The sequence below is a fragment of the Streptococcus mitis genome, assembly GCF_946188585.1.
Taxonomy (GTDB): Bacteria; Bacillota; Bacilli; order Lactobacillales; family Streptococcaceae; genus Streptococcus; species Streptococcus mitis_DG.
The window spans coordinates 86174-112465 of record NZ_CAMHVI010000002.1 but is presented as its reverse complement, the minus strand read 5'-3'; the positions used below and the strand labels follow the sequence as shown (position 1 = coordinate 112465).

The window sequence follows — 26292 nt, the reverse complement described above, 5'->3', positions numbered from 1 at the left end:
AGAGGTAAAAAAGATGAAACTAAATCGCGTAGTAGTAACAGGTTATGGAGTGACATCTCCAATCGGAAATACACCAGAAGAATTTTGGAATAGTTTGACAACTGGAAAAATCGGAATTGGTCCAATTACAAAATTTGATCATAGTGACTTTGATGTGCATAATGCAGCAGAAATTCAAGATTTTCCTTTTGATAAATACTTTGTTAAGAAAGATACCAATCGTTTTGATAACTATTCTTTATATGCCTTGTATGCTGCCCAAGAGGCTGTCAATCATGCCAATCTGGATGTAGAGGCTATTGACAAGGATCGTTTTGGTGTTATCGTTGCCTCTGGTATTGGTGGAATCAAGGAAATTGAAGATCAAGTGCTTCGGCTCAATGAAAAAGGGCCAAAACGCGTGAAACCATTGACCCTTCCAAAAGCCTTGCCAAATATGGCTTCAGGAAATGTTGCCATGCGTTTTGGAGCAAACGGTGTTTGTAAATCCATCAATACTGCCTGCGCTTCATCAAATGACGCGATTGGGGATGCCTTCCGCTCAATTAAATTTGGTTTCCAAGATGTTATGTTGGTAGGCGGTTCAGAAGCCTCTATCACACCTTTTGCTATCGCTGGTTTCCAAGCCCTAACTGCTCTATCAACTACAGAGGATCCAAGTCGTGCTTCCATTCCATTTGATAAGGATCGCAATGGTTTTGTTATGGGGGAAGGTTCAGGAATGTTGGTTCTTGAAAGTCTTGAACACGCTGAAAAACGTGGGGCTACTATCCTTGCTGAAGTGGTTGGTTACGGAAATACTTGTGATGCCTACCACATGACTTCACCACATCCAGAAGGTCAGGGAGCTATCAAGGCCATCAAACTAGCCTTGGAAGAAGCTGAGATTTCTCCAGAGCAAGTAGCCTATGTCAATGCTCACGGAACTTCAACTCCTGCTAATGAAAAAGGAGAAAGTGGTGCTATCGTAGCTGTTCTTGGTAAGGAAGTACCTGTGTCATCAACCAAATCATTCACGGGCCATTTGCTAGGAGCTGCAGGTGCAGTAGAAGCTATCGTCACAATCGAAGCCATGCGTCATAACTTTGTACCAATGACAGCTGGAACAAGTGAAGTATCAGATTATATCGAAGCCAATGTCGTTTATGGACAAGGCTTGGAGCAAGAAATTCCATACGCTATTTCAAATACCTTTGGTTTTGGTGGCCACAATGCCGTTCTTGCTTTCAAACGTTGGGAGAATAAATAAGTATGAATTTAAACGATATTAAAGACTTGATGGCCCAATTTGACCAGTCAAGTTTGAGAGAATTTTCTTATAAAAATGGGACGGATGAGTTGCAGTTTAGCAAGAATGAAGCGAGACTGGTGTCTGAAGTTGCATCTCCAGTCGCTCCAGCGCCCGTTCTAGCAACACCAAGTCCAGTAGCTCCTTCATCTGCTTCAACAGAAACTGTAGTGGAAGAAGTTCCTGCTTCAGCTGAAGCAAGTGTGGCTGCTGAGGGAGATCTTGTAGAGAGCCCGCTTGTTGGGGTGGCTTACTTGGCTGCTGGTCCAGATAAACCTTCCTTTGTTACAGTTGGTGATAGTGTCAAAAAAGGACAAACATTGGTGATTATCGAAGCCATGAAAGTCATGAATGAAATCCCAGCTCCTAAGGATGGTGTGGTAACGGAAATTCTCGTTTCGAACGAAGAAATGGTTGAGTTTGGTAAAGGATTGGTACGTATCAAATGATCGATATTCAAGGAATCAAAGAAGCTCTGCCCCACCGTTATCCCATGCTCCTAGTGGACCGTGTCTTGGAAGTGAGCGAGGATACCATTGTTGCCATCAAAAATGTGTCCATCAACGAGCCTTTCTTTAACGGCCATTTTCCTCAATATCCAGTTATGCCAGGTGTTCTGATCATGGAAGCCTTGGCGCAAACTGCTGGTGTTTTGGAGCTGTCTAAGCCTGAAAATAAGGGGAAACTAGTCTTTTACGCTGGTATGGACAAGGTTAAGTTCAAGAAGCAAGTTGTACCAGGCGACCAATTGGTTATGACAGCGACTTTTGTAAAACGTCGTGGCACCATTGCCGTGGTTGAAGCAAAGGCTGAAGTGGATGGCAAGCTTGCAGCTAGTGGTACTCTAACCTTTGCAATAGGGAACTAAGGAGGTTCTCCATGTTTCGAAAAATTTTAATTGCCAATCGTGGTGAAATTGCGGTTCGTATTATCCGTGCGGCGCGTGAACTGGGGATTGCGACGGTGGCGGTTTATTCAACTGCTGATAAGGAAGCCCTTCATACGCTTTTAGCAGATGAAGCGGTTTGTATCGGCCCTGGTAAGGCAACTGAGTCTTATCTCAATATTAACGCGGTTCTATCAGCTGCAGTCTTGACTGAGGCAGAAGCTATTCACCCAGGTTTTGGATTTCTCAGTGAAAACTCCAAATTTGCAACTATGTGTGAAGAGGTGGGTATCAAGTTTATCGGTCCATCTGGTCATGTCATGGATATGATGGGGGACAAGATCAATGCACGTGCTCAGATGATCAAAGCAGGTGTGCCTGTTATTCCAGGTTCGGATGGAGAAGTGCATAACTCTGAGGAAGCTTTGATTGTTGCCGAAAAAATTGGCTATCCAGTTATGCTCAAGGCTTCAGCAGGTGGTGGTGGTAAAGGGATTCGTAAGGTTGAAAAACCAGAAGACCTCGTTTCTGCCTTTGAAACTGCGTCTAGTGAAGCCAAGGCCAATTATGGCAATGGTGCTATGTACATAGAACGGGTTATCTATCCAGCTCGTCACATCGAGGTTCAAATCCTAGGAGATGAACACGGAAATGTGATTCACTTGGGGGAACGGGATTGTTCTCTTCAACGGAATAATCAAAAGGTTTTAGAAGAAAGCCCTTCGATTGCAATCGGAAAAACGTTGCGCCATAAAATTGGTGCTGCGGCTGTTCGAGCTGCAGAGTCTGTGGGCTATGAGAATGCAGGGACCATCGAGTTCCTTCTTGATGAAGCCAGTGGTAATTTCTATTTCATGGAAATGAATACTCGTGTTCAGGTGGAACATCCCGTTACAGAGTTTGTGTCAGGTGTTGATATCGTTAAGGAACAGATTCGCATTGCGGCAGGTCAGCCTCTGTCTGTTAAGCAAGAAGATATTGTCCTACACGGCCATGCTATCGAGTGTCGTATCAATGCAGAAAATCCAGCCTTCAACTTTGCTCCAAGTCCAGGTAAGATTACCAATCTCTATCTGCCAAGTGGTGGAGTTGGCTTGCGCGTGGATTCAGCAGTTTATCCAGGTTATACCATTCCTCCTTATTATGATAGTATGATTGCTAAAATCATCGTTCACGGCGAAAATCGTTTTGATGCCTTGATGAAAATGCAACGTGCCCTCTATGAATTAGAAATTGAAGGGGTGCAGACCAATGCTGATTTCCAGCTTGACCTTATTTCAGATCGCAATGTCATTGCTGGAGATTATGATACTTCCTTCTTGATGGAAACCTTCTTACCCAAATATCAAGAAAAAGAATAAAATGACTTCAAGAGTTAAACCGAAAAGGGGAATCAATGGCTCTATTTAGTAAAAAAGATAAGTATATTCGAATCAATCCCAATCGTTCGGTTAGGGAAAAACCTCAAGCTAAGCCAGAGGTTCCAGATGAATTATTTTCCCAGTGTCCGGGCTGTAAGCATACCATCTACCAGAAGGATCTGGGAAGTGAACGTATCTGTCCACATTGTAGCTATACCTTTCGTATTTCTGCCCAAGAACGCTTGGCTTTGACGATTGATATGGGGACTTTCAAAGAATTGTTTACAGGGATTGAAAGCAAGGATCCCTTGCATTTCCCTGGTTACCAAAAGAAACTAGCAACCATGCGGGAAAAAACAGGTCTGGATGAAGCCGTTGTGACAGGAACAGCTCTTATTAAAGGTCAGACTGTGGCTCTTGGGATTATGGATTCCAACTTTATCATGGCTTCTATGGGTACGGTTGTAGGTGAAAAAATCACTCGTTTGTTTGAGTATGCGACTGTCGAAAAATTGCCAGTTGTTCTCTTCACAGCCTCTGGTGGCGCCCGTATGCAGGAAGGAATCATGAGTCTCATGCAGATGGCTAAGATTTCTGCAGCGGTTAAACGTCATTCAAATGCTGGCCTCTTTTACTTGACCATTTTGACAGATCCAACGACTGGTGGTGTGACAGCTTCTTTCGCTATGGAAGGCGATATCATTCTGGCTGAACCACAAAGTTTGGTTGGTTTTGCTGGGCGTCGTGTCATTGAAAATACGGTTCGTGAAAGCTTGCCTGATGATTTCCAAAAGGCAGAATTCCTATTAGAACATGGCTTTGTGGATGCTATCGTTAAAAGAAGAGACTTGCCAGATACCATTGCTAGCCTAGTCAGATTGCACGGAGGGAGTCCTAGATGAATATTGCAAAAATAGTCAGAGAAGCGCGTGAGCAGAGCCGTTTGACAACCTTGGACTTTGCGACAGGCATTTTTGATGAATTTATCCAATTACATGGTGACCGTTCTTTTCGCGATGATGGTGCAGTTGTTGGTGGTATCGGCTGGCTTGGAGATCAAGCTGTAACAGTGGTTGGTATTCAAAAAGGCAAGAGTTTACAAGACAACCTCAAACGGAATTTTGGACAACCGCATCCAGAAGGCTACCGCAAGGCCTTGCGTTTGATGAAACAGGCTGAAAAGTTTGGCCGTCCAGTGGTGACCTTTATCAATACTGCAGGTGCCTATCCTGGTGTCGGTGCGGAAGAACGCGGTCAAGGGGAAGCTATTGCTCGCAATCTCATGGAAATGAGTGACCTGAAAGTTCCGATTATCGCCATCATTATCGGTGAAGGTGGTTCAGGTGGAGCTCTGGCTCTGGCAGTCGCAGACCGTGTCTGGATGCTGGAAAATTCTATCTATGCTATTCTCAGCCCAGAAGGCTTTGCTTCCATTCTATGGAAGGACGGCAGTCGTGCCATGGAAGCGGCAGAACTGATGAAAATCACTTCTCATGAGCTGTTAGAAATGGACGTGGTAGATAAGGTGATTTCTGAAGCAGGGCTTTCTAGTAAAGAACTGATTAAGAATGTTAAAAAAGAACTTCAAGCTGAGCTAGCTAGACTTTCGCAAAAACCGTTAGAAGCGTTGTTGGAAGAGCGTTACCAACGATTTAGAAAATACTAATACCTCAGAATACATAAAAACTAGAACTGGCAGTCAGTTCTAGTTTTTATGTGGTTCTTACTCTGTATCAAGGACGGAGTAAAAGGTGCTTGGAAAACCAAACACCTTTTCGATTATTCATTTTCTTCAGTTACAAATTGACTAAGCAGTCCATTGATAAAACGGGCTGATTTTTGATCTGAAAAATTCTTAGCAAGTTCAATAGCTTCATTGACTGCTACCAGCTGAGGTGTATCAAATGATGTGATTTCAAAGATACCCAAGCGTAGTAAATTTTTTTCGACCAAGGTCAAGCGTTCAACTGTCCAACCTGACTTGAGATGCTGATTGATTTGTTTATCCAACTCGTCTTTTTGAGCTTGAACGCCAGAAACCAAGTTCAGAAGAAAGGCAGGAATTTGCACATCTACATCTTCACGGTCATGTGTGTAGGCAAAGCGACAAGCTGTTTCCATATCTGTGCCGAATTCAAGACTCATAAGAGCTTGAAAAGCGCATTTACGAAGTTCGCGTCTAGATTCTAATAATGGACTAGTCATTGAGGAAGTCCTCGTTAAATAGATCTTTCAACTCAGGTTTTGGTGTTTTGTCTGGAACGATTCCTGCAACATGGATGTTAACAGCAGCAAGTTCCACATCAGCCATATCACGGACAGCATCTTTGACCGCTTTTTGAATAGCAAGAGCCACTTTTGGTACTTTTACACCGTACTCTAGGTAGAGATAGATGTCAGCAGTTAGTTCTTCGTTGCTTTCTTTTAAGTAGACGCCACGACCAAGAGAGAGTTTTGATAGGGTATCAGATACGGATTTATTTGAAAATGAATGGACACCATCAACTTTAGCAGTTGCGATGGCAATGATTTTTTCAAGTACACGTGGAGCGATAACGATTTCGCCAAATTGTTCTTCAGTTCCCATAGAATGACCTCTTTCTAGAGATTAGGCACGAGAAACGTAAGTTCCTTCTGCAGTGTTGATGATCAATTTTTGTCCAGCTTCGATGAAGTCAGGAACGTTGACAACAAGTCCAGTTTCCATAGTCGCTGGTTTACCAGAACCTGTAACAGTAGCACCTTTGATAGATGGTTGTGTTTCAGCAACTGTCAATTCAACAGTAGTTGGTACAGTTACACCGATTACTTCAGTTCCGTAGAATTGGATTTTCACATCAGAGTTTTCAAGGATGTAAAGCAATTCATTTTCAACGTTTACGACTGGGATTTCGTATTGGTCGTAAGTTTCAGTGTTCATGAAGTAGGCAGTTTCATCCATTTTGTACAAATATTGAGCTGGCACAGTTTCGATAATAGCTTGTTCGAATTTTTCTTCTGGACGGTAGCTTGTGTCAAAAGTAGAACCAGTACGGACATCACGCAATTTCATACGCATGATCGTGTTTCCTTTACCTGGTTTGTGGTGGCTAGCTTCCAAAACGCGGATTAATTTTCCGTCTGCAGTTTCAAATGTCATACCAGCTTTCAATTTGCTTGCTTCAATCATGTTTTTACCTCTTTAACAAATATTATTACTCTTCATTTTACCATAAAATCTTCTGGAAATAAAGCCAAAATAGTTATTGGGAGATGGTAGGGGAGAAAAAGAATATTGCCTAGTCAGGTGGCGTGCTTGATGTGAAAGAGCATCCACCATGTTTTTTATTATATTCAAAAGGCCGAAGTGACCTAGCTTCGACCTGATTGTATTGTCTTAAAAAGATTGATTTTTTATTCTGGTTCTACCAAAATCTTGATTTGTGACTTGTCTTGAGTTAATTCGATAAAGCCTTCTTCCACGATATTTTCCAATTTAATTTTCTTAGTAACCAATTTTTCAGCAGAGAAGTAGCCTTGTTCCATCAAATCTAATACTTTAGGGAAGATGTGACGATAAGCTATGATTCCTTTTAGTGTCTTTTCTTGGATAGCAAATTCATTTGGATTGATATTAGCTTCTCGTTCCCAGATAGAGACAACCATACACTCACCTGCCTTATGTACAGCAGCTAGAGCCTGTCCCAAAACTACTGGTACACCCGTTACTTCATAAGAAACATCTACACCACCGTTTGTTAAACGATGAATAGCTTCAACAGCTGTTTCACCTTCTTCCGGACGGACAACGATAGCTCCTAACTCTTCAGCTTTTGCTTGACGTTCAGGTGATAGTTCAACAGCATAAATCTTAGAAGCACCCGCTGCACGAAGAGCTTCTACAATTAAGAGACCAATCGGACCTAAGCCAAAGACAGCAGCAGTATCACCGGCTTTTAGTGCTGATTGACGAACTGCATAAACTGCAACAGCAGCTGGCTCAGTGAGAGCAGCTTGCTCATAGCTTAAGCTATCTGGAATGACATGTACTAAGTCACCGTCTAAAACACAATATTTGGCAAATCCACCGTCTGCAGCCAAACCGACAAAATTAAGGTTTGGATCCAAATTATAATTACCAACTAAGTTATTCTTAGCTAGAATTGGTTCTACAGCAACACGATCACCAACTTTCACACGAGTAACATCACTTCCAACTTCTACGATTTCACCAGAAAATTCATGTCCCAGTGTTACCGGTGCTTTTTGACCAGAATAGACGTGCTCATCTGTTGGGATAAAGATAGGCCCATCTAAAAATTCGTGGAGGTCAGTACCACAAATTCCTGTGAACTTAACTGCAACTTTTACTTGGTGCGGAAGTACTTCAGGAACTTCTACTTCTTGAATACGAACATCTTTCGCTGCATGCCAGCGAGCTGCTTTCATTGTAGCCATATGAATAACTCCTTATTGTTGCGATTTTTATTTTTCCTTTTAGGAAACTTTACATGTAATATTGCAAACGCTTTCTATGTATTTGTCAAGAAAAAACCAACCTCAGGGCTGGTTTCTTTGACATATTAGTCTTCTTTCAACTTGGCCAATTCTTGGGCAAGGAGTTTAAGGGCGACTTGTGGGTTGGCTTGGCCTTTGGTTGCCTTCATAAGGAATCCTGTGAAGGCCTTGTCTGCGTTGCGTTTGCCTGACTTGAAGTCGGCAACGGCTGCTTCATTATCCGCAAAGACTTGGTGGATGATTGGGATCAAGATTTCTGGATCTGAGATTTGCACCATGCCTGCTTTTTCCACGTATTCACGCGCGCCACCGCCATTTTTAGCTAGGTGGACAAAGACTTTCTTGGCAATCTTAGAAGAGATCGTGCCGTCTTCGATGATGGCAATCATTTCTACCAAGTTTTCTGGTGTTAATTCGATTTGTTCGAGTGTCTTGCCTTCAGCGTTTAAGAACTGAGCGACTTCACCTTGGAGCCAGTTAGAGACTTGTTTGGCATCACCACCTAGGGCAACAGCTTTTTCAAAGAAGTCAGAAGTGACTTTGTTTGCAGTCAACTGGCTAGCGTCGTAGTCTGACAAGCCAAGGTCGGAGACGTAGCGTGCACGGCGTTCTTTTGGAAATTCTGGCAGTTCAGTACGCATTTCTTCAATCCATTCTTCTGAGATTTCAAAGAGGGGTAGATCTGGTTCTGGGAAGTAGCGGTAGTCTGCAGCACCTTCCTTGACACGCATGAGGATGGTTGCTTTGTTAGCTTCATCGTAACGGCGTGTTTCTTGGCGGATTTGACCACCTGAGCGAAGGATTTCAGCCTGACGTTGGACTTCATATTCAAGACCTTTACGAACGTTTGAGAAGGAATTGAGGTTCTTCAACTCAGTCTTGGTACCGAATTTTTCTTGACCATAAGGACGAAGAGAAATGTTGGCATCCACACGCATCGAACCTTCTTCCATCTTAACGTCAGAAATGCCAGCGTACTGGATGACTTCCTTGAGAGCAGTCAGATAAGCATAGGCTTCTTCTGGCGAGCGCATGTCAGCTTCAGATACAATCTCAATCAATGGCACCCCTTGGCGGTTGAGGTCAACATAAGAGTAGCCATCTGTACCGTGGGTGTTTTTACCAGCATCTTCTTCCAAGTGAGCACGTTCGATACCGATTTTCTTAGTTGTACCGTCTTCTAGCTCCACTTCAATCCAGCCGTTGTAGCCGATTGGCTCATCAAACTGAGAAATTTGGTAGGCTTTGGGATTATCAGGGTAGAAGTAGTTTTTGCGGTCGAAGTGCATCTTTTTGTGGATGTCCATATTGAGGGCAAGAGCTGCCTTGATACCGGCATCGACAACACCTTTATTGAGAACTGGCAGAACTCCTGGGAAGGACCAGTCAATCACGTTAGTGTTGGCATTTTGGTCATTTCCAAAGTGGGCAGAAGTAGGTGAGAAGATTTTTGAATTGGTGTTGAGCTCTACGTGGACTTCAAGTCCAATGACTGTTTCAAAGTTCATTAGTTGTCACCTCCAAAAATCACGGGTTGTTGTTTGTGGTAGTCTGTTGTTGCTTCAAATGCAGCAGCAGCTTGGTAAATGGTTTCTTCTGAGTATTTAGGACCAATCAATTGCAGACCAACAGGTAGACCTTGAGAGAATCCAGCAGGAATCGAAATCCCTGGGAGACCTGCCAAGTTGACTGGGATGGTCAAGAGGTCAGCCAAGTACATGGCAACTGGGTCATGGTTGAGTGAATCCAAGTCATAGGCAACACTTGGAGCAGTTGGTCCCAAAATTAAGTCATAATCCGCAAAGACTTTCTCAAAATCTTGGATGATGAGGGTACGGACCTGCCCAGCTTTCTTGTAGTAGGCATCGTAGTAACCTGATGAGAGGCTGAAAGTACCTAGCATGATACGGCGTTTCACCTCTTCACCGAAACCTTGGCTACGGCTGTTTACATAGATTTCGTCAAGATTCGTCGCATCCTCTGCGCGGTAGCCGTAACGGATACCGTCAAAGCGTTGCAAGTTTGATGAAGCTTCTGATGAAGCGATAATATAGTAAACGGCAACCCCGTATTTAGAGTGAGGCAGACTGACTTCTTCAACGATAGCACCGAGTTTTTCAAAGTGTTTGGCTGCGTTCAGGATAGTTTCCTTAACCTCTGGGTCAATTCCTTCACCAAGGTATTCCTTAGGCAAAGCAATTTTCATGCCCTTGATGTCTTGACCGATTTTTGAAGTAAAGTCGGCAATGCGGACAGGAGCAGAAGTAGAGTCTTTGGCATCTTCGCTGGCAATAGCGTTGAGCAAGAGGGCATTTTCCTTAACAGTTGGCGCAAAAGGTCCGATCTGGTCTAATGAGCTACCGAAGGCAATGAGACCGAAACGAGAAACTGTTCCGTAGGTTGGTTTGAGACCAACAATCCCGTTGAAGGCAGCAGGTTGGCGGATAGAACCACCAGTATCAGAACCAAGTGACAAGCGAACTTGGCCTGAAGCTACAGCTGCAGCTGAACCACTTGATGAGCCACCAGGAACCTTGCTTTGATCCCAAGCATTTTTAGTGGCACCATAGTGCGAAGTCTCACCTGAACCACCCATGGCAAACTCGTCCATGTTAGTTTTCCCTACGACAATCATGCCTTTCGCTTTTGCATTGGCAACGGCTGTCGCATCAAAAATTGGCTCGTAGTTATAGAGCATTTTTGAGGCAGCAGTTGTGAGAATACCGTCAGTAGAGATGTTATCCTTAACTGCCAGTGGAATTCCTGAAAGGACATTATCCGCGTCAATTCCAGCTTCATCAATGGCTTTGGCTTGAGCAAGAGCCTGCTCTTCAGCGATGGTGACAAAAGCGTTGATAGCTGTTTCGCGAGACTTGATATCTTCAAGTGTTGCTTGGGTCAATTCAGTTGCAGAAATTTCCTTAGAGACAAGGAGATTGTGCAAGTCTTCAATGGTTTTATTGTTGAAAGTCATTAGGCATCTCCTCCATCGTCTAGGATAGCTGGTACCTTGATATAGTAGTTGTCTTTTTCAGGTACGTTTTTAAACAAGCGATTACGGTCTGTTCCTTCTTCGGCCACATCAGGGCGGAGTACAGTCTTGCGGTCAGCCATAGTCGTAGTAGGTGCGACACCAGTTGTGTCGACTTCGCCCAGCAATTCAACCATGTCAACAATCTTAGACAAGGTGGTCGCAAAGGCAGCAGTTTCTTCTTCAGAGAATCTTAATTTTGAAAGATTGGCAACGTGTGTTACCTCTTCTTGCGTAATTTTCATCTTGCATCCTTTCGTGAAATGATGATTTTTAGTCTGTTCTATTTTACCATATTTTCCTATAAATAAGGGAGCCAAACTGAAAAGAAATAGAAATTGAAAAATCGTTTTTAATTCGCTATAATAGTTAAACTAGAAAAAGAAAAAATAAGAGTTAGGATAGAAACATGTTCCATCAATTTATCACCAGAACTCAGACAGTCCCTCCTCCCATTTCACTTTTTTGGTATGGGGTTATGATGCTGGTATTAATGCTTTGTATTTATGGGGCACTTGCTTATCACAAAAATCCGAAATTTGTATACTTGTTTAAGGGGATTCAGTTCCTCCAGTTGCTAGCACTCTATAGTTGGTATGTTGGTTTTGGGATTCCCTTTTCTAATAGCCTTCCATTTTATCATTGCCGTTTAGCTATGTTTGCTGTGGTTTTCTTGCCTGATAAATGGAAAAGCAAGCAGTACTTTGCCCTCTTAGGAGCAAGTGGAGCTGTCTTTGCACTGGTTTACCCAGTTTTTGACCCCTATGACTTCCCCCATATTACCAGTTTTTCATTTTTGATTGGGCACTATGCCCTTCTAGTGAATTCCTTGGTCTACTTGATGAATCACTATGACAAGAGCCTACTCAAGAAATATATGATTGTAGTCTATACCTTTATCCTCAATCTCTTTCTAGTTGGGGTTAATCAGGTGACTGGTGGGAATTATGGCTTGTTAAATAAGACACCTTTTATTCCTGATGCCCCCCTGTGGCTAAAGTACCTACTTGTGTCCGTCATCCTTTCACTGGCTCTAGTTCTTTTTGATATCTTGTTTAAAAAACGGTGGAAAAAGAGAAAGCAGGTGAAATCAGTGCTCTAGCTAACTTTTTTCATCGGATGAGCAATTGAAAAACTACTCAAAATCCGATATAATGGAGTGTTGAAAGGAATGGTAAAATCCAATGTAAAAATCATTCTTAGCTATTGAAACAAGAAAAATAGAGAATCAAAGAAAGAGAACTTATGAATATTCAAGAAGAAATTAAGAAACGTCGTACCTTTGCCATCATTTCTCACCCGGACGCGGGGAAAACTACCATTACGGAGCAGTTGCTTTACTTTGGGGGAGAGATTCGTGATGCTGGTACCGTAAAAGGGAAGAAAACAGGGACGTTTGCCAAGTCTGACTGGATGGATATCGAGAAACAACGTGGGATTTCCGTTACTTCATCTGTTATGCAGTTTGACTACGATGGAAAGCGCGTGAATATCCTCGACACGCCGGGGCACGAGGACTTCTCAGAAGATACCTATCGTACCTTGATGGCGGTGGATGCTGCGGTCATGGTTGTGGACTCTGCCAAGGGTATCGAGGCTCAAACCAAGAAATTGTTTGAGGTTGTCAAACACCGTGGCATTCCAGTCTTTACCTTTATGAACAAGCTAGACCGTGACGGTCGTGAACCACTGGACCTCTTGCAAGAATTGGAAGAAGTCTTGGGCATTGCGAGCTATCCGATGAACTGGCCAATCGGGATGGGGAAAGCCTTTGAGGGTTTGTATGACCTCTATAACCAACGCTTGGAGCTCTATAAAGGGGATGAACGTTTTGCTAGTCTTGAAGATGGGGACAAGCTTTTTGGCAGTAATCCTTTCTACGAGCAAGTCAAAGATGACATTGAGCTTTTAAATGAAGCTGGGAATGAGTTTTCAGAGGAAGCTATTCTGGCTGGAGAATTGACGCCTGTCTTCTTCGGTTCAGCCCTGACAAACTTTGGTGTGCAGACCTTCCTTGAAACTTTCCTTAAGTTTGCTCCAGAACCACATGGTCACAAGAAAATAGATGGAGAAATCGTTGATCCTTATGATAAGGATTTCTCAGGATTTGTCTTTAAAATCCAAGCCAACATGGACCCTCGTCACCGTGACCGTATTGCCTTTGTCCGTATCGTATCAGGTGAATTTGAGCGTGGGATGAGTGTCAATCTGCCTCGTACTGGTAAGGGAGCTAAACTGTCGAATGTGACTCAGTTTATGGCAGAAAGTCGTGAGAATGTGACCAATGCCGTGGCAGGAGATATTATTGGGGTTTACGATACTGGTACTTATCAGGTTGGGGATACTTTGACAGTTGGAAAAAACAAGTTTGAATTTGAACCACTGCCAACCTTTACACCAGAGATTTTCATGAAAGTTTCTGCTAAGAACGTCATGAAGCAGAAATCTTTCCACAAGGGGATTGAGCAATTGGTGCAAGAGGGAGCCATTCAGCTTTATAAGAATTACCAAACAGGTGAGTACATGCTAGGGGCTGTGGGGCAACTTCAGTTTGAAGTCTTTAAGCACCGTATGGAAGGAGAGTACAATGCGGAAGTGGTCATGAGCCCAATGGGTAAAAAGACCGTTCGTTGGATCAAGCCTGAGGATTTGGATGAACGGATGTCCTCAAGCCGCAATATCTTGGCCAAAGACCGTTTTGATCAACCAGTCTTCCTCTTTGAAAATGACTTTGCCCTCCGCTGGTTTGCGGATAAGTATCCAGATGTAGAGTTGGAAGAGAAGATGTAAATTGTTACAAATGACTAGCAACATAAAGTTGCTGTCATTTGACGGTAACCGCTATGGCGGCTTACCTAAACGCTTCACTAGGAAAAATCCACGAATATTATTGATTCGTGGATTTTTCCGTCGTAACTGGTAGGAAGTAGTCTAGCTAACTGCCTTACTAACTACGTTTGGCAAATAAAATCGATTTGTCAAACTCCGTGTCGTAGTTCAGTAAATATACTTGATTGTGTAACAATCTAAGTAACTAACGCCAAGTTTCTATGGAACTTGGCTAGGCGCTCCACTAGTAAAGTTTTACGAATATTATCGATTCGTAAAACTTTACGTCGTAATAGATAGAAATTGCCCGAGCTACGAACCTCACTAACTCGTCATAGCTCATGGATATTATTTGTCCATGAGTTTTTTTGTTTTGATAAATAGAAATCAAATTATTTATGTTTTTTTTGCACTTTTAAGCACTAATATTGCACATTTTCATTAAAATATTGAATATAATGATTTGGACATTTATTTTTACATATACTAAATATTTTGTGAAAAAAATTGAATGTTAGATATGTAAAGAACTTTTAAATATCATATCATATAAAAAATATATTAAAAATCTTGACAAGCGTTTGCATTTAAAGTATAATTTGAGGGTATGATTAAATGGGCCAGAGTGCACTCTTTGGTATGGAATGAAAGGATAAAACATGTTTTTTAGACGTCAGAATGGTAAGTATAGAGAAACTGACCGTGTGACACGGTATAAACTAATTAAATCAGGGAAGCATTGGTTGCGTGCATCAACCTCTCTCTTTGGTTTGTTTAAGGTCATGCGTGGTGGTGTTGATACTACTCAGGTTATGACCGAAACGGTAGAAGATAAAGTAAATCATTCAATTACTGGGCTAGATATCATTAGAGGATTGGCTGCTACTGGTGCTGTTTTAGGTGGAACCGTTGCAACTCAAACGAAGGTATTTGCAAATGAGTCAGCAGTACTTGAAAAAACTGTAGAGAAAACGGATGCTTTGGCAACAAATGATACAGTCGTTCTAGGTACGACATCTACAAGTAATTCAGCGAGTTCAACTAGTTTGTCAGCTTCTGTGAGTGAAAGTACATCAATTTCAGAATCGGTATCACAGAGTTCATCAGCAAGCGTTTCTGCAAGTACATCATCAAGTGTGTCAGGTAGTGTTTCAGCGAGTACTTCAACTAGCACTTCAATCAGCGCTTCAACGAGTGTGAGCCAATCTGCTAGTCAAACAAGTAGTTCTTCAACTTCCACTGGCGTAGCTGAGGAAAAAACAACTGCTGAAACTCCAGTAAAACAGAATGCCACAGTTCAAAGTGAAGTGAAACCTGCTCAAATTGATTCTGCAGTTTTGAAACCTGCAACCATTGAATCGAAGACTGTGAAATCAACTGCAGATGTTACCAGTCTGGTTGGTGTCACAGCTGGAGCTTTGACTTCGGTTGAAAATTCTGCTAAGCAAAATGACGAAAATCGTAAGAAGTTAACCAAGCTTTCAGCTGAAATGGGTGAATACTTAGCGAAGGCTGCTGGCTTACCAAACACTGATTCTGCAATTACTAAGGTAAATGCAGCAGTGACAGCTATTGAAAAAGCTTTGGCAAATCCAACGAGTGACTGGACAGAAGTGGTTCAAAAAGCTACCTTGGCTCGTAATTCTATTGCCAATGCTGTTTTAAGAGCGCAATCAGGTGCGCGTGATGCCCGTAATGGTCAAGCTATGTTGCGCGATGCTTCTCTTCGTGCAAGTTGGGCTCCTATTCAAAACGACAGCCGTATGACGGTTAGTCAACCGGTAGGTAGCTTTGATAAGGCGACTGGTATTGCCACGTTTACCATGAATGTTCAGGCCAATAGCGCTTTGAGCAATGTAGGCGTTAAAATAAATGTCGGTCGAGGTGGCCATGTCCAAAGTGCAACATTTAACGGCAATTCTATGGAAAAAACCTATACTCAGGGTTCTGAAATAGTGTTTAACTATAGACATGGACAAAATAGGAACTTAAGTGGTACGATTGTAGTCAAAGTTAAATATGACAACAATGTATCAACTGGTACTGCTGATATGCAGGTTCAGGTTAGCTCGGCACCTATCGGACAACATACTTCAAGTAATGCATCACAGGTGATGCACGCGAGTGTTCCGACAGGTTACAATCAATCTAGACCAACGCCACCACCTTCAGTAGAGAAATCTGGGCCAGAATATGTAATCGAACAAGCTCGGAAAGAAGTTTATAATGATGATACAATCAATGATAAGGTATCCATAAAAAGAAATGGCTCTAATATTCGTCAACACACTCTATTTCCAGGAGACCGTGTTCCGGGAGTTGAATTTAATTCAAATACTGTCGATAAGCCTAATCTTACTAAAGATGACAAACAAATTGTCCCCTTTGTGTTAAATGGGTTAAGTGGTGTAGTAGGAGGAGGGAATGCTACAGCTGAAGTAGGTAAAGTTTATACATATCGTTTTGCGGCTCAGGCTTGGAATGGGAAACAGGCTAGTGCTACTGTAGAATACATTATCAAAGGTTTTAACGAACGTCATGATGTTCAAAGTGGGAATACTGTCTTAGTTAAGGATTTAGACCATTTAACACCGCGAGAAATTGCAGAAGTATATAACAACTTTATTAATAATGAAGCCAATAAACGTGATTTACTATCTAATCAAGATCTTGTTAAAACTGGAACACAGCCAAACTTAACTTCGGACGCCAATGGCACTGTCCTAACTTATCCGGGTACGAAAGCTAAGATTGAAGTTTCAACAAATGGTACGATCACAGTGACCTATCGTGATGGAACTACAAGTACTATCAATGCTAATTTAGAGAAATATAATCCGATTGCTAAAGTCCCTAAAGTCTATACCTATATTGGTGAGCATGCTGATGACTTAGCGGATGCAAGTAATTTTATCCAACGTGCAAATGGTGAAGCCTTCCCTGCAGGAACAAGAATTACTTGGAAACAAGGTTCTGGTATTGATACATCATCGACTGGTTCTAGAACATCTATTGCCCACATCGAATATCCTAATGGTGGCAGTGAAGATGTTACTGTAGATTATGAAGTTCTGTCAACAATTAAGCCTAAAGGTCCAGTAAATGATATTCAAGGAACGCAACCTCATAATGGAACACTTTGGCATAATTATGTTGATAAAGAGGGGACGGCTGGATATCCAAGTGGTGCTAGTCAAACTTGGAGTAAAAATGGTCGAGTAGTTTCTAGCTCGCCTATCAATACGACTGAGACAGGAAGAAATACCTACAAAGTGACCTTTACTTATCCTGTAGGTCGTATGGGGGAAAATGACTCTAATAAACTAAGTCATACAGTTAATGTTATCCATGATGTCTATAAATTTGAATCAAATAATTCTTATACTTTCACACAGAATAAAACAGATGATCCAGATTATAAACAAGCTGTAGCAAATCCTAACGAAGCCGTTACAAAAGTATCGGGAAGCCCAAATCTTAACACGACAAACACTAATTACAAATGGGTTGATGGTGCTCCGTCACTTTCTAAAGTTGGAAGTTTCACTAAGTATGTTGAGGTGGAACTACCTGCAGATTCAACGGGTGTAAGAGTTAAACAAAATGTTCCAGTTACGGTTAAAGTAAATCCGCAAGCTCCTGTTATTTCGGATGAATCTACAAATGAGAAGGGTGGATTGCCAAATCGTTCTATTGTTGTGACGAATGTGACACCAGGTGCAGTGGTTACGTTGACATTAGCGGGTCATACGTTTACTAAGACTGCTAAAGGGAACGAAACAAGTATTACTTTTGAACCTGCAGATTTGAAAGCAGCTACAGATACTAATAATGGTTTACTACCTACAGGGAATGTAACGGTTAAACAAGAAAAGGTTGTTACAACTCCAACGGGAGGACAAGAAACTCTTACGTCAGAAACAACAACTAAGACGATAACTAAAGAGAATGTAGCTCCGACTGTTAATTACACTATTAAGGTTAATGGTAAAGTACCGGAAAAAGATGGCGCAGGACGTTATAAATTCTACGCGGGTGATACGATTGAGGTAACCTTTACTGGTAAAGATAACAGTGGTAAACTTGCCTCGTTGAAAATGCGTGGAAATGGCAAGGATTTAACTGATTTCTTTGAAGGTAAAGCTGAATGGGGTAATGGTAATATTTCAAATATTACAACTACAACAAGCACTGATCGTACGACCGTTACTGTGACAGCTACCGCAAATAGCAACCTTACTTATAAAGATACCAATAGATGGTCTCGTCAGGTTGAGGCGACTGATCCAAGTGGGAATGTTGCTTCTGAGAACTTTGGAATTCAGCAGGATAAATTAGTAAACTTATTCAATAAACCGGTAATTAATGTTACTGAGGTGAAGAATAAAACTAATTTAACTGAGGCTGATAAAGAAAAAGTTAGAGAAGAAATTAGAAAAGCCCATGATAAGGTGGTTACAAATGGTCGAGACCGTATTTCAAGTATTGATGTGAGCGCTAATGGTGTTGCGACAGTTTATTATAAAGATAATGCGAAGGTGACCTCTGGAACGCAGCCGTATCCACCGACTGTCTATAATCCGAATGAGACAGTTTCTGACAGAGTATATAGATCTGAGTCGGCTTCAACAAGCGCAAGCACGTCAGCAAGCACGTCAGCTTCAACAAGCGCAAGTACGTCAGCTTCAACAAGCGCAAGTACATCAGCCTCAACAAGTGCAAGCACGTCAGCTAGCACGTCGGCTTCAACGAGCGCAAGTACATCTGCAAGCACATCAGCCTCAACAAGCGCAAGTACATCAGCTTCAACGAGCGCAAGTACATCAGCAAGCACGTCAGCAAGTACGTCAGCTTCAACAAGCGCAAGCACGTCAGCTTCAACAAGTGCAAGCACGTCAGCTTCAACAAGTGCAAGCACATCAGCAAGCACATCAGCTTCAACAAGCGCAAGCACGTCAGCAAGCACATCGGCTTCAACAAGCGCAAGTACATCTGCAAGCACATCAGCCTCAACAAGCGCAAGTACGTCAGCAAGCACGTCAGCTTCAACAAGTGCAAGTACATCTGCAAGCACGTCAGCAAGCTCTTCTGTTGTAACAAGTAAGGGTCTTGCAGAAATCAGATCGCTTGATAGCTTAGATATCAATAGTATTATTGCTTCGGATTCAGTAAGTACGTCTGTATCTCAATCATTGTCTTTGTCAGCAAGTATGAGTGAATCAATGCTACATTCAACCTCAGTTAACTCAAATCCTCAAACTGTTCCAGCTAAGGCAGGTAAGCAATTGCCAAATACTGGTGAATCAGCTTCAGTTTCTTCAGCTCTTCTTGGAGCGTTGGCCGGGTTGACAGGATTAGGTTTAGTAGCGAAACGCCGTAAAAATGATAATGAAGAATAAAACGTATTGGTAGATAGTTGATAATTGGCTTATCGACTAAAAAAACTCCAAGAGTTGAAAAAACTTTTGGAGTTTTTTGGCTCTTTGTCAACTGTAGTGGGTTGATTAAAAGTTGTAATCTGTAAAGGGCGAAGTAGCCTCTCTTACTTTTGATATTAAAAATGGATAGTTATCGGCATCCTTCTTTATGAAATAGTATAAAAGTGATATAATATATAATAGGTATTTCTAAAAAATATTATTTTTAGAATAGTTAAGTATAAATAAGTTATGTTTTCAGGATAGGTAGTATAATTGGAAAATCTAATTAGTGTTGTTATACCTGTGTATAATGTTGAAAATTATCTGGAAGAATGTATTCAAAGTGTTTTAAATCAAACATATACGAATCTTGATATAGTAGTGGTTAATGATGGTTCTACAGATGGTTCAGCGGAAATATGTGATAGATTTGCTGAACTGGATAGTCGAATTCGTGTTTTTCATACTGAAAACCGTGGAGCAGCTCAGGCTAAAAACCTAGGTGTTTTGCAATCATTGGGTGAATATGTTCTGTTTGTTGATTCAGATGATATTGCTGAAAGTAGAATGATAGATACTTTGCACAGACAAGTGGAAGAAACTAGGGCAGATATTGTAATCGGAAATTATTTCATATATGACGAGAATGTGATCTATAGAAGTTCGAGATTAAAAAATATGATTTACACTATCTAAAATTTTTTACAATAAATTGAGATAATTGGCAGAGTTTAACGTATTATTGTAGTTATTCAAGTGGGAATAAAATCTATAGGGTGATTATATGTATAAAAAGGTCATTGTTCTTGCAGCTAATCAAAGTTATGTGAGCTATTTGGAAACAACGCTTAAATCTATATGTAATCATATGAAGCAAATTAAATTTTATATTTTTAATGAAGATATTCCAACTGACCGGTTTCAGTTAGTGGCGAATCATCTTGAAAAAATCGATTCAGAAATTGTAAATGTTAGATGTTCTTCGGATATGTTTCAAGATTACAGACTTCCAACAGAACATTTAAATTATGCTTCTTATTTTCGTTATTTAATTCCTAATCATGTAGTAGAAGACAAGGTTTTATATTTGGATAGTGATATGATTGTGACACAGGATTTATCAGACTTATTTTACACAGATATGCAAGGTTATCCTATTGCTGCAGTTGAAGATTTGCCAACAACGTCAGATAGATTTAATTCAGGATTATTATTAATCGACAACAAAAATGGAGAGAGGAAGATGTTGTTACACAGTTATTTGATTTGACTGCTCAACATCATCATGATGTCTATAGGGACCAAGGGATCTTGAGTCTCGTTTTTCAGAATAATTGGTATCATCTTCCTTTAACCTATAACCTTCAGGTAGGTTCAGATAGCCAACAGTTTTTACTTGGAGATATGGCGTGGTATGAACTTTTTAAAGGAAAACCAGCTGTTATTCATTATACTACTGCTTTCAAACCATGGCATCAGCATCATTTTAATAGATTCAGAGAAGAATGGTGGTTTTACTATGGACTATCGTGGGAAGATTTATTACTTAGAAAATATCCTTCATAAGAAGGGTGGAGTGCTCTTATTTCAAAGCCTCCTTATCAAACAGCCATTTATACTAATTCTGTGGATTTACATGAGGCAGAGAGTCTGATTAAGGCTTTACCTCAAGTAACTTTTAATATTTTAGCTCATTGTTACTTTGCTCCAGATATAATAAAGTTAGAAGAATACAGAAATGTGACCCTTTATCCTAGCTTTGATCCTTTAATGCATGAAAAAGTTTTCAGTCAGCTAGATTTTTATCTAGATATTAACTATGAAGGTGAGATTTATAATATTATCCAAAAAGTAGTAGATAAGGGGATTCCTTTCTATTCTTTCCAAGCAACAAATCATGCGCCAGAAATTTCTCACTATGTTTTTGAAAATAAAGATGTTCAAGGTATGATTAAGCATATTGAAAGTTATTTACTGACTTTGGAAAAATAATAGAAAATATTGAGTCAATTTTAAAATATTTTAGTATTGATAATTGAGAAGGTGAAGGATGTTTTTTGTTACAACAAAGGAAAACCAAAAAATAAAAAAGTTGAAGAATTTATATCGAGAATTAGGTTTTACAATTAAAATTATGTATATAAATTGTTTCGATAACTTTGATTGTTTGACTGACGGAGAATTCTGTCCTTTTACGTACTTTGTTAATAAAGAGAAAGGCCAACCTCTTTTTCTTAATCAACTTTCAATCCCTTCTTATTGGGAAATTACGACAGATGGTTATGAAGGTTTTGTCTATGATAGAGGAATAAAAAAGGCTACTATATTATTCCAGCAACCAATATCTGAACGGTGGATTTCTAAAGTTTGCTGGCTTAATGATTTAGGAGAAGTTACGTATGTAGATTATTATGGAATGAATGGATGGAGATTTTGTCGGGAATTGGTAGATGATGAAGGTGTAGTTCCCTTACGTACAATCTATAATGATAATGGCGATGAAGTGATAGTAGAATGGACACAGCAAAACAAGATATCTTGTGTTACTCCAGAAAATAAACCAAGTATTTATCTAAGCCATACGATGTTTGTGAAACAAATATTAACAATTTTATCAGAGCGAGAAAATATTTGTATCATGGATGAAGAAATCCTTGAACTTATTTCTTCAAATAGAAAATATGATATTTATTATTGGGCAAGTAATTTAGAAGAGGCAAATAGGGTAAAAGATAAAGTGAATAACGTTATTCTAAATATGCCCAAACTGGAACAGAAATCTCCATATAATCATTTATATGGATGTACTACAGTAAGAGTGTTAGATGAAAGACCGCAGGCGGTTATTATGACAAATTCAGAGTGGATAGAAGGCCTAGAAGAATTATTGATTAATTTTCCAGAAATTGATTTTCATGTTGGCGCTGTAACTGAAATGGGAAGTAGAATTACAAATCTATCCATTTATTCGAATCTATATATTTACCCAGGTATTAGTTATTGTTTTTTCCAAGAAATATTAGATAAAAGTGTATTTTATTTAGATATTCAATATGATAATGAAATTTTTGAGTCCTCATCATGTGCAGTAGAAAAAGGAGTTTTGCTTATTACATTGAAAAATCTAACTCACTTTGAAGAATATAAAAAACTTGAAACATGCTATGGAACAGTAGATATCCTTGTGAAAAATTTACGTCAAATTTTAAATAATCCAGAAAGTTACGCTCAATTAGTTTTAAATCAATCTAAAATTTTAGGGGTTTCCAGTGTGGAGGATTACTTCAAAGTATTTGACGAATGGGAGGAAAAACGTGACTGTTTATAATTTCAATTTGTTATTAGGACTCGAACCAAACGGAGTAGATGTGGCGCAAGCTCATCGGCTTAGATTATTTCGTCAATTGGGAGTAGAGACACGTTTTATTTTCACCAACTGGCCGAATAGTGACCAATTAGATTATTTTTTATCAAAAGGATATCAATATAATGAACTTCTTTTTGCCCAACTAATTTTTACAGATCATATTATCACAGTTCCTATGCTCTCTTCAGTTGAAATGATGAAAATTTTAGGATTGGATAAATCCCAAAAAATCGAAGGTTGTCAAGAAGGTGAATCGTATCAATTAAATAATGGAGAGATAGTTGTTTTTCAATTTAGTAAATATTATTCAGATAAGGTTCAATATGTAGACTATTTTTCAGGAGGATATTTATTAAAAAGGGAAACATATTCTACATGTAAATTAGTATCTGAGTATTTTGTATTGAATTATCAAAATAACCAAGTTTTAGCCGAAGTAGGGAGACGCGTTTATCATAATCAAGATGGAAGTATTGCTATAGAGGAGAATCTTCTAAAGAAGAAACGTTATTATGTATTAAAAGATAGTAGAATAGTAACACATGAAGAGTTTATGGAAGTTTTTGTAAATAATCTTCATTTAAAAGATAGTGATATTGTCATTTTGGATAGAGCTTCGAGTGTAGATTTTGCTCGCCCATTATTGGAACAAACCTCAGGTGCAAAATTAGGGCTAGTATTTCATTCGGAGCATGCTTTTGGAGAACATCCCTTTAGTTATGAATATTACTACCCTGTAAAATATGTTAATTGCTTCGATTTCATGATTACATCTACAAAGTTACAGGCCGAAGTTTTGAGAAATTCCTTCAAACAAGTAGGGAAACAAGCTCCCACAATTTATGTAATTCCAGTTGGGAGTTTGGAGTCTTTAAAATATACGGATCAAGTGAGGAAATCTAATAGACTTATGACTGCTTCACGATTGACATACTCAAAACGGATAGACTTGGCTATTAGAGCAGTAGTTTTTGCGTATCAAAAAGGTTTAGATATTGATTTTTCTATCTTTGGTCAAGGGACAGAATATAATAAGTTAAAAGAACTTATTAATGAACTATCGGCTGATGACTATATTCATTTGAAAGGATATAAGGAATTGGATGACGAATATCTTCAATATAGTACTTATTTAACTACTTCCTTAACTGAAACTTTTGGATTGACTTTAATGGAAGCTGTAGGTTCAGGATTAGCTATAATTGGATTTGATATTCGATATGGGAATTCTACGTTTATAAAAAATAAAGAAAATGGATATCTGATTCCTTTTGATGGCAGAAATGAACAAGAATTGATTGAGAACATGGCTCAAGTGTTAGTTGAATTATCTTCTCAAGACATGATGAATTATCATTTAAGCTCTTATCAGTTGGCACGTGAGTACTTAGAAGAAAATATATTAGAGTTATGGAAAACTTTTTTTAGAGAACAATTATAAAGAGTAACTAATAATTTGATACATGGGATAGTGAGTCTGCAGGCATAGAAAAGATACAACCAATAAAAACCAATTGGAAAAAATAGTAGTCTCTTCGCAATCTCCACAGTCAATGATAGAAGCAATCAAAGAATTAAAGAAAGACAAAATGAACATGAAAGCAATCGTACTAGGTGCCAATTATCAATATGCTGATCAGGTTGTGACGACAATTAAGTCAATCTGTTCTCATAATAGACAAATTCGTTTTTATTTAATTAACAGCGACTTTCCCACGGAATGGTTTTACAATCTCAATCGTAAGTTAAAGAAACTAGACTGTGAAATCGTCAATGCTCGTGTCAATAGTTCCCATATCAGTCAATACAAGACCAATATTCACTATGCAACTTTCCTACGTTACTTTATTTCAGATTTTGTTGAAGAGGAAAAAGTGCTCTATCTAGATTGTGATTTGGTTGTTACTCAAGATTTAAATCCGTTATTTGAAATTGACTTAGGTGGCTATCCTTTGGCTGCTGTAAAAGACCTTGGAGCACAGATTTATTTTAATGAACATTCCTTTAATGCTGGGGTCTTGCTTATCAATAATCAACTTTGGAAACAAGAAGAAGTTCGCAAACAATTGATTGAGATGACTAATGAGTTACATGATAAGGTTGCTCAGGATGATCAAAGCATTTTGAATCTCTTATTTAAAGACCGCTGGTTGGCTTTAGATTTTAAATATAACTGCATTACCTTGCACACTCATTTCTCAGATTATCGACCAGAGCTAGGGACTTATCCACCGATTATCCATTACCTGACAGAGAGAAAGCCGTGGGGACTTTACGAACGTTCCATTTATCGAGATGTTTGGTGGTATTATAATCATCGAGAGTGGTCTGATATGGGACCGGTAACTTCTTGCTTAACAGAAAGTCAGGTGAGTGAATATACAGGTGTTCAGCACTCTGCCCTAGTTTATACATTCTCAAGTGACTTGAGAAATATGACCTATCTGATTGAAAATTTACCAGCAGTCAAATTTTATATTGCGGCTCCGGTTATGGTAGCAGATAGTATTACAGCTTTGCTGGCTTATCCCAATGTTTCAGTTTTATCAGATATCGCTGGTCAACCGCCTTTGATTGATTGTTTAGTGGAACGATGTGATGTATTACTGGATATTAATGCCGATATGGAAGTTGATGGTATTATTGAACGTTTTAATCTAGCAGGAAAACCAGTATTTGCATTTGACAGTGTTGTTCACGGTGAACAAGGACAATTTCTTTATAATCAAGAGCATCCAGAAGAATTAGTGGCTGATCTTGAAGTTTATTGTCAAACAGGGGTGCTACCAGGAAAAAAGCTTCAATCGTGTCCTAAAGTGATGGATATTCAACAGAGTCTAGATTATATACTAGATAATCATTCATCTGTCATTCGTTATGGTGATGGAGAGATGGATATTATGATGGGACACGGAATTCCTTATCAAGATTATGACGATAATTTAGCGAAACAACTTAGAAGTATGATTCAAATAGAAAGTACGCCAGAATTATTGATTTGTCTTTCAGATGTTTTTGAAGGATTAGAACGATACAATCGAGAAGCAGTTGATTTTTGGACAGGTCATTTAGAGCAGTATAAAGAAGCTTATCGTAGTCTTTGTACAGCAGATTTTTATGGTTCGACGTTTATTTCTCGTCCTTATATGGACCTTAAAGACAAATCTGTTTCAGAAGCACACTTTGAAAAATTACAAAAACTATGGGCTCAAAGAGATATTCTAATCGTTGAGGGAGAAAATTCTCGTTCAGGTGTTGGAAACGATCTTTTTGACAATGCTCGTTCTGTTCAACGGATTATTTGCCCCTCTAAGAATGCCTATAGTAAAGTAGGCTTGATTCAAGAAGCGATTGAGAAGAATTCGGAAGGTAGGTTGGTATTCTTAATGCTTGGTCCGACAGCTAAAGTTTTAGCTTATCATTTAAGTCAAAAAGGTATTCAAGCCATTGATTTAGGCCATATTGATTCCGAATATGAATGGTTTAAGATGGGAGCAACATCAAAAGTGAAATTGTCACATAAACATACCGCTGAACATAATTTTGATCAAGAAATTCAACTGCTTGATGATGAAGTTTATAGTGCACAAGTTATTGTAAGGATTTAAACAAG

Annotated in this window: 22 protein-coding genes and 2 pseudogenes; 17 read left to right on the top strand and 7 right to left on the bottom strand. The window is 39.6% G+C overall.

Annotated features, from left to right (window positions below):
* Positions 1–13: 13 nt before the first annotated feature.
* The 6 genes from fabF to N8M66_RS03210 are packed head-to-tail and all read left to right on the top strand — an operon-like array spanning position 14 to position 5201.
* Positions 14–1249: a beta-ketoacyl-ACP synthase II gene (gene fabF, locus N8M66_RS03235; protein WP_261045616.1), complete on the top strand. Its 1236-nt coding sequence runs from the start codon at positions 14–16 to the stop codon at positions 1247–1249.
* A 2-nt stretch (positions 1250–1251) separates the two neighbouring features.
* Positions 1252–1737, top strand: a complete 486-nt coding sequence (gene accB, locus N8M66_RS03230; protein ID WP_261045614.1) for an acetyl-CoA carboxylase biotin carboxyl carrier protein — start codon at positions 1252–1254, stop codon at positions 1735–1737.
* On the top strand, positions 1734–2156 hold the full coding sequence (fabZ, locus tag N8M66_RS03225; RefSeq protein WP_261045612.1) for a 3-hydroxyacyl-ACP dehydratase FabZ: 423 nt from the start codon (positions 1734–1736) through the stop codon (positions 2154–2156). Before accB ends, fabZ begins: the two co-directional genes overlap by 4 nt.
* 11 nt (positions 2157–2167) lie before the next feature.
* On the top strand, positions 2168–3535 hold the full coding sequence (locus tag N8M66_RS03220) for an acetyl-CoA carboxylase biotin carboxylase subunit (RefSeq protein ID WP_261045611.1): 1368 nt from the start codon (positions 2168–2170) through the stop codon (positions 3533–3535).
* A gap of 35 nt (positions 3536–3570) precedes the next feature.
* A complete protein-coding gene (gene accD / locus N8M66_RS03215; RefSeq protein WP_261045610.1) occupies positions 3571–4437 on the top strand; it encodes an acetyl-CoA carboxylase, carboxyltransferase subunit beta in 867 nt (288 codons plus the stop codon).
* Positions 4434–5201, top strand: a complete 768-nt coding sequence (locus N8M66_RS03210) for an acetyl-CoA carboxylase carboxyl transferase subunit alpha (RefSeq protein ID WP_261045609.1) — start codon at positions 4434–4436, stop codon at positions 5199–5201. Before accD ends, N8M66_RS03210 begins: the two co-directional genes overlap by 4 nt.
* 113 nt (positions 5202–5314) lie before the next feature.
* On the opposite strand, the gene nusB is transcribed toward N8M66_RS03210, so the two are convergent.
* From nusB to gatC, 7 genes are all read right to left on the bottom strand, one after another.
* A complete protein-coding gene (nusB, locus tag N8M66_RS03205; protein WP_261045608.1) occupies positions 5315–5740 on the bottom strand; it encodes a transcription antitermination factor NusB in 426 nt (141 codons plus the stop codon).
* Positions 5733–6122 carry an Asp23/Gls24 family envelope stress response protein gene (locus N8M66_RS03200; RefSeq protein WP_070528853.1) on the bottom strand — a complete coding sequence of 130 codons (390 nt, stop codon included), beginning with the start codon at positions 6120–6122 and terminating at the stop codon, positions 5733–5735. The genes nusB and N8M66_RS03200 overlap by 8 nt, the downstream gene beginning before the upstream one ends.
* A gap of 21 nt (positions 6123–6143) precedes the next feature.
* Positions 6144–6704 carry an elongation factor P gene (gene efp, locus N8M66_RS03195; protein WP_000568643.1) on the bottom strand — a complete coding sequence of 187 codons (561 nt, stop codon included), beginning with the start codon at positions 6702–6704 and terminating at the stop codon, positions 6144–6146.
* 224 nt (positions 6705–6928) lie between these two features.
* A complete protein-coding gene (locus tag N8M66_RS03190) occupies positions 6929–7972 on the bottom strand; it encodes a 2,3-butanediol dehydrogenase (RefSeq protein ID WP_261045607.1) in 1044 nt (347 codons plus the stop codon).
* Between the two features lie 125 nt (positions 7973–8097).
* On the bottom strand, positions 8098–9540 hold the full coding sequence (gatB, locus tag N8M66_RS03185) for an Asp-tRNA(Asn)/Glu-tRNA(Gln) amidotransferase subunit GatB (protein WP_261045604.1): 1443 nt from the start codon (positions 9538–9540) through the stop codon (positions 8098–8100).
* Entirely contained in the window at positions 9540–11006 is a 1467-nt protein-coding gene (gene gatA / locus N8M66_RS03180) for an Asp-tRNA(Asn)/Glu-tRNA(Gln) amidotransferase subunit GatA (RefSeq protein ID WP_261045603.1), read from the bottom strand. The genes gatB and gatA overlap by 1 nt, the downstream gene beginning before the upstream one ends.
* Entirely contained in the window at positions 11006–11308 is a 303-nt protein-coding gene (gene gatC / locus N8M66_RS03175) for an Asp-tRNA(Asn)/Glu-tRNA(Gln) amidotransferase subunit GatC (RefSeq protein ID WP_000705423.1), read from the bottom strand. Before gatC ends, gatA begins: the two co-directional genes overlap by 1 nt.
* Before the next feature lie 164 nt (positions 11309–11472).
* Here gatC and N8M66_RS03170 point away from each other — a divergent pair, with 164 nt between their 5' ends.
* The 11 genes and pseudogenes from N8M66_RS03170 to N8M66_RS03120 all read left to right on the top strand — a co-directional run bounded on the left by N8M66_RS03170 (position 11473) and on the right by N8M66_RS03120 (position 26287).
* The gene (locus tag N8M66_RS03170) at positions 11473–12165 is read left to right on the top strand and encodes a TIGR02206 family membrane protein (protein ID WP_261045601.1); all 693 of its coding nucleotides are present in this window, start codon (positions 11473–11475) and stop codon (positions 12163–12165) included.
* 143 nt (positions 12166–12308) lie between these two features.
* Positions 12309–13853, top strand: a complete 1545-nt coding sequence (locus N8M66_RS03165; protein ID WP_261045599.1) for a peptide chain release factor 3 — start codon at positions 12309–12311, stop codon at positions 13851–13853.
* A gap of 10 nt (positions 13854–13863) precedes the next feature.
* On the top strand, positions 13864–13986 hold the full coding sequence (locus tag N8M66_RS03160) for a hypothetical protein (RefSeq protein ID WP_261045598.1): 123 nt from the start codon (positions 13864–13866) through the stop codon (positions 13984–13986).
* A gap of 565 nt (positions 13987–14551) precedes the next feature.
* A pseudogene (locus N8M66_RS09495) lies at positions 14552–15092 on the top strand (accessory Sec-dependent serine-rich glycoprotein adhesin); the annotation flags it as partial.
* A 290-nt stretch (positions 15093–15382) separates the two neighbouring features.
* Entirely contained in the window at positions 15383–19291 is a 3909-nt protein-coding gene (locus N8M66_RS03155) for a Rib/alpha-like domain-containing protein (RefSeq protein WP_419991938.1), read from the top strand.
* 294 nt (positions 19292–19585) lie between these two features.
* A complete protein-coding gene (locus tag N8M66_RS03150; protein ID WP_261045595.1) occupies positions 19586–20008 on the top strand; it encodes a glycosyltransferase family 2 protein in 423 nt (140 codons plus the stop codon).
* Between the two features lie 88 nt (positions 20009–20096).
* A pseudogene (locus N8M66_RS09475) lies at positions 20097–20878 on the top strand (glycosyltransferase family 8 protein).
* 60 nt (positions 20879–20938) lie between these two features.
* On the top strand, positions 20939–21304 hold the full coding sequence (locus N8M66_RS03135; protein WP_261045589.1) for a hypothetical protein: 366 nt from the start codon (positions 20939–20941) through the stop codon (positions 21302–21304).
* Between the two features lie 58 nt (positions 21305–21362).
* Positions 21363–22640 (top strand): hypothetical protein, encoded by a 1278-nt coding sequence (locus N8M66_RS03130; RefSeq protein ID WP_261045587.1) that lies wholly within the window; start codon positions 21363–21365, stop codon positions 22638–22640.
* On the top strand, positions 22627–24120 hold the full coding sequence (locus N8M66_RS03125; protein WP_261045586.1) for a glycosyltransferase: 1494 nt from the start codon (positions 22627–22629) through the stop codon (positions 24118–24120). Before N8M66_RS03130 ends, N8M66_RS03125 begins: the two co-directional genes overlap by 14 nt.
* A gap of 148 nt (positions 24121–24268) precedes the next feature.
* The gene (locus N8M66_RS03120; protein WP_261045585.1) at positions 24269–26287 is read left to right on the top strand and encodes an SP_1767 family glycosyltransferase; all 2019 of its coding nucleotides are present in this window, start codon (positions 24269–24271) and stop codon (positions 26285–26287) included.
* The last annotated feature ends 5 nt before the right edge of the window (positions 26288–26292 follow it).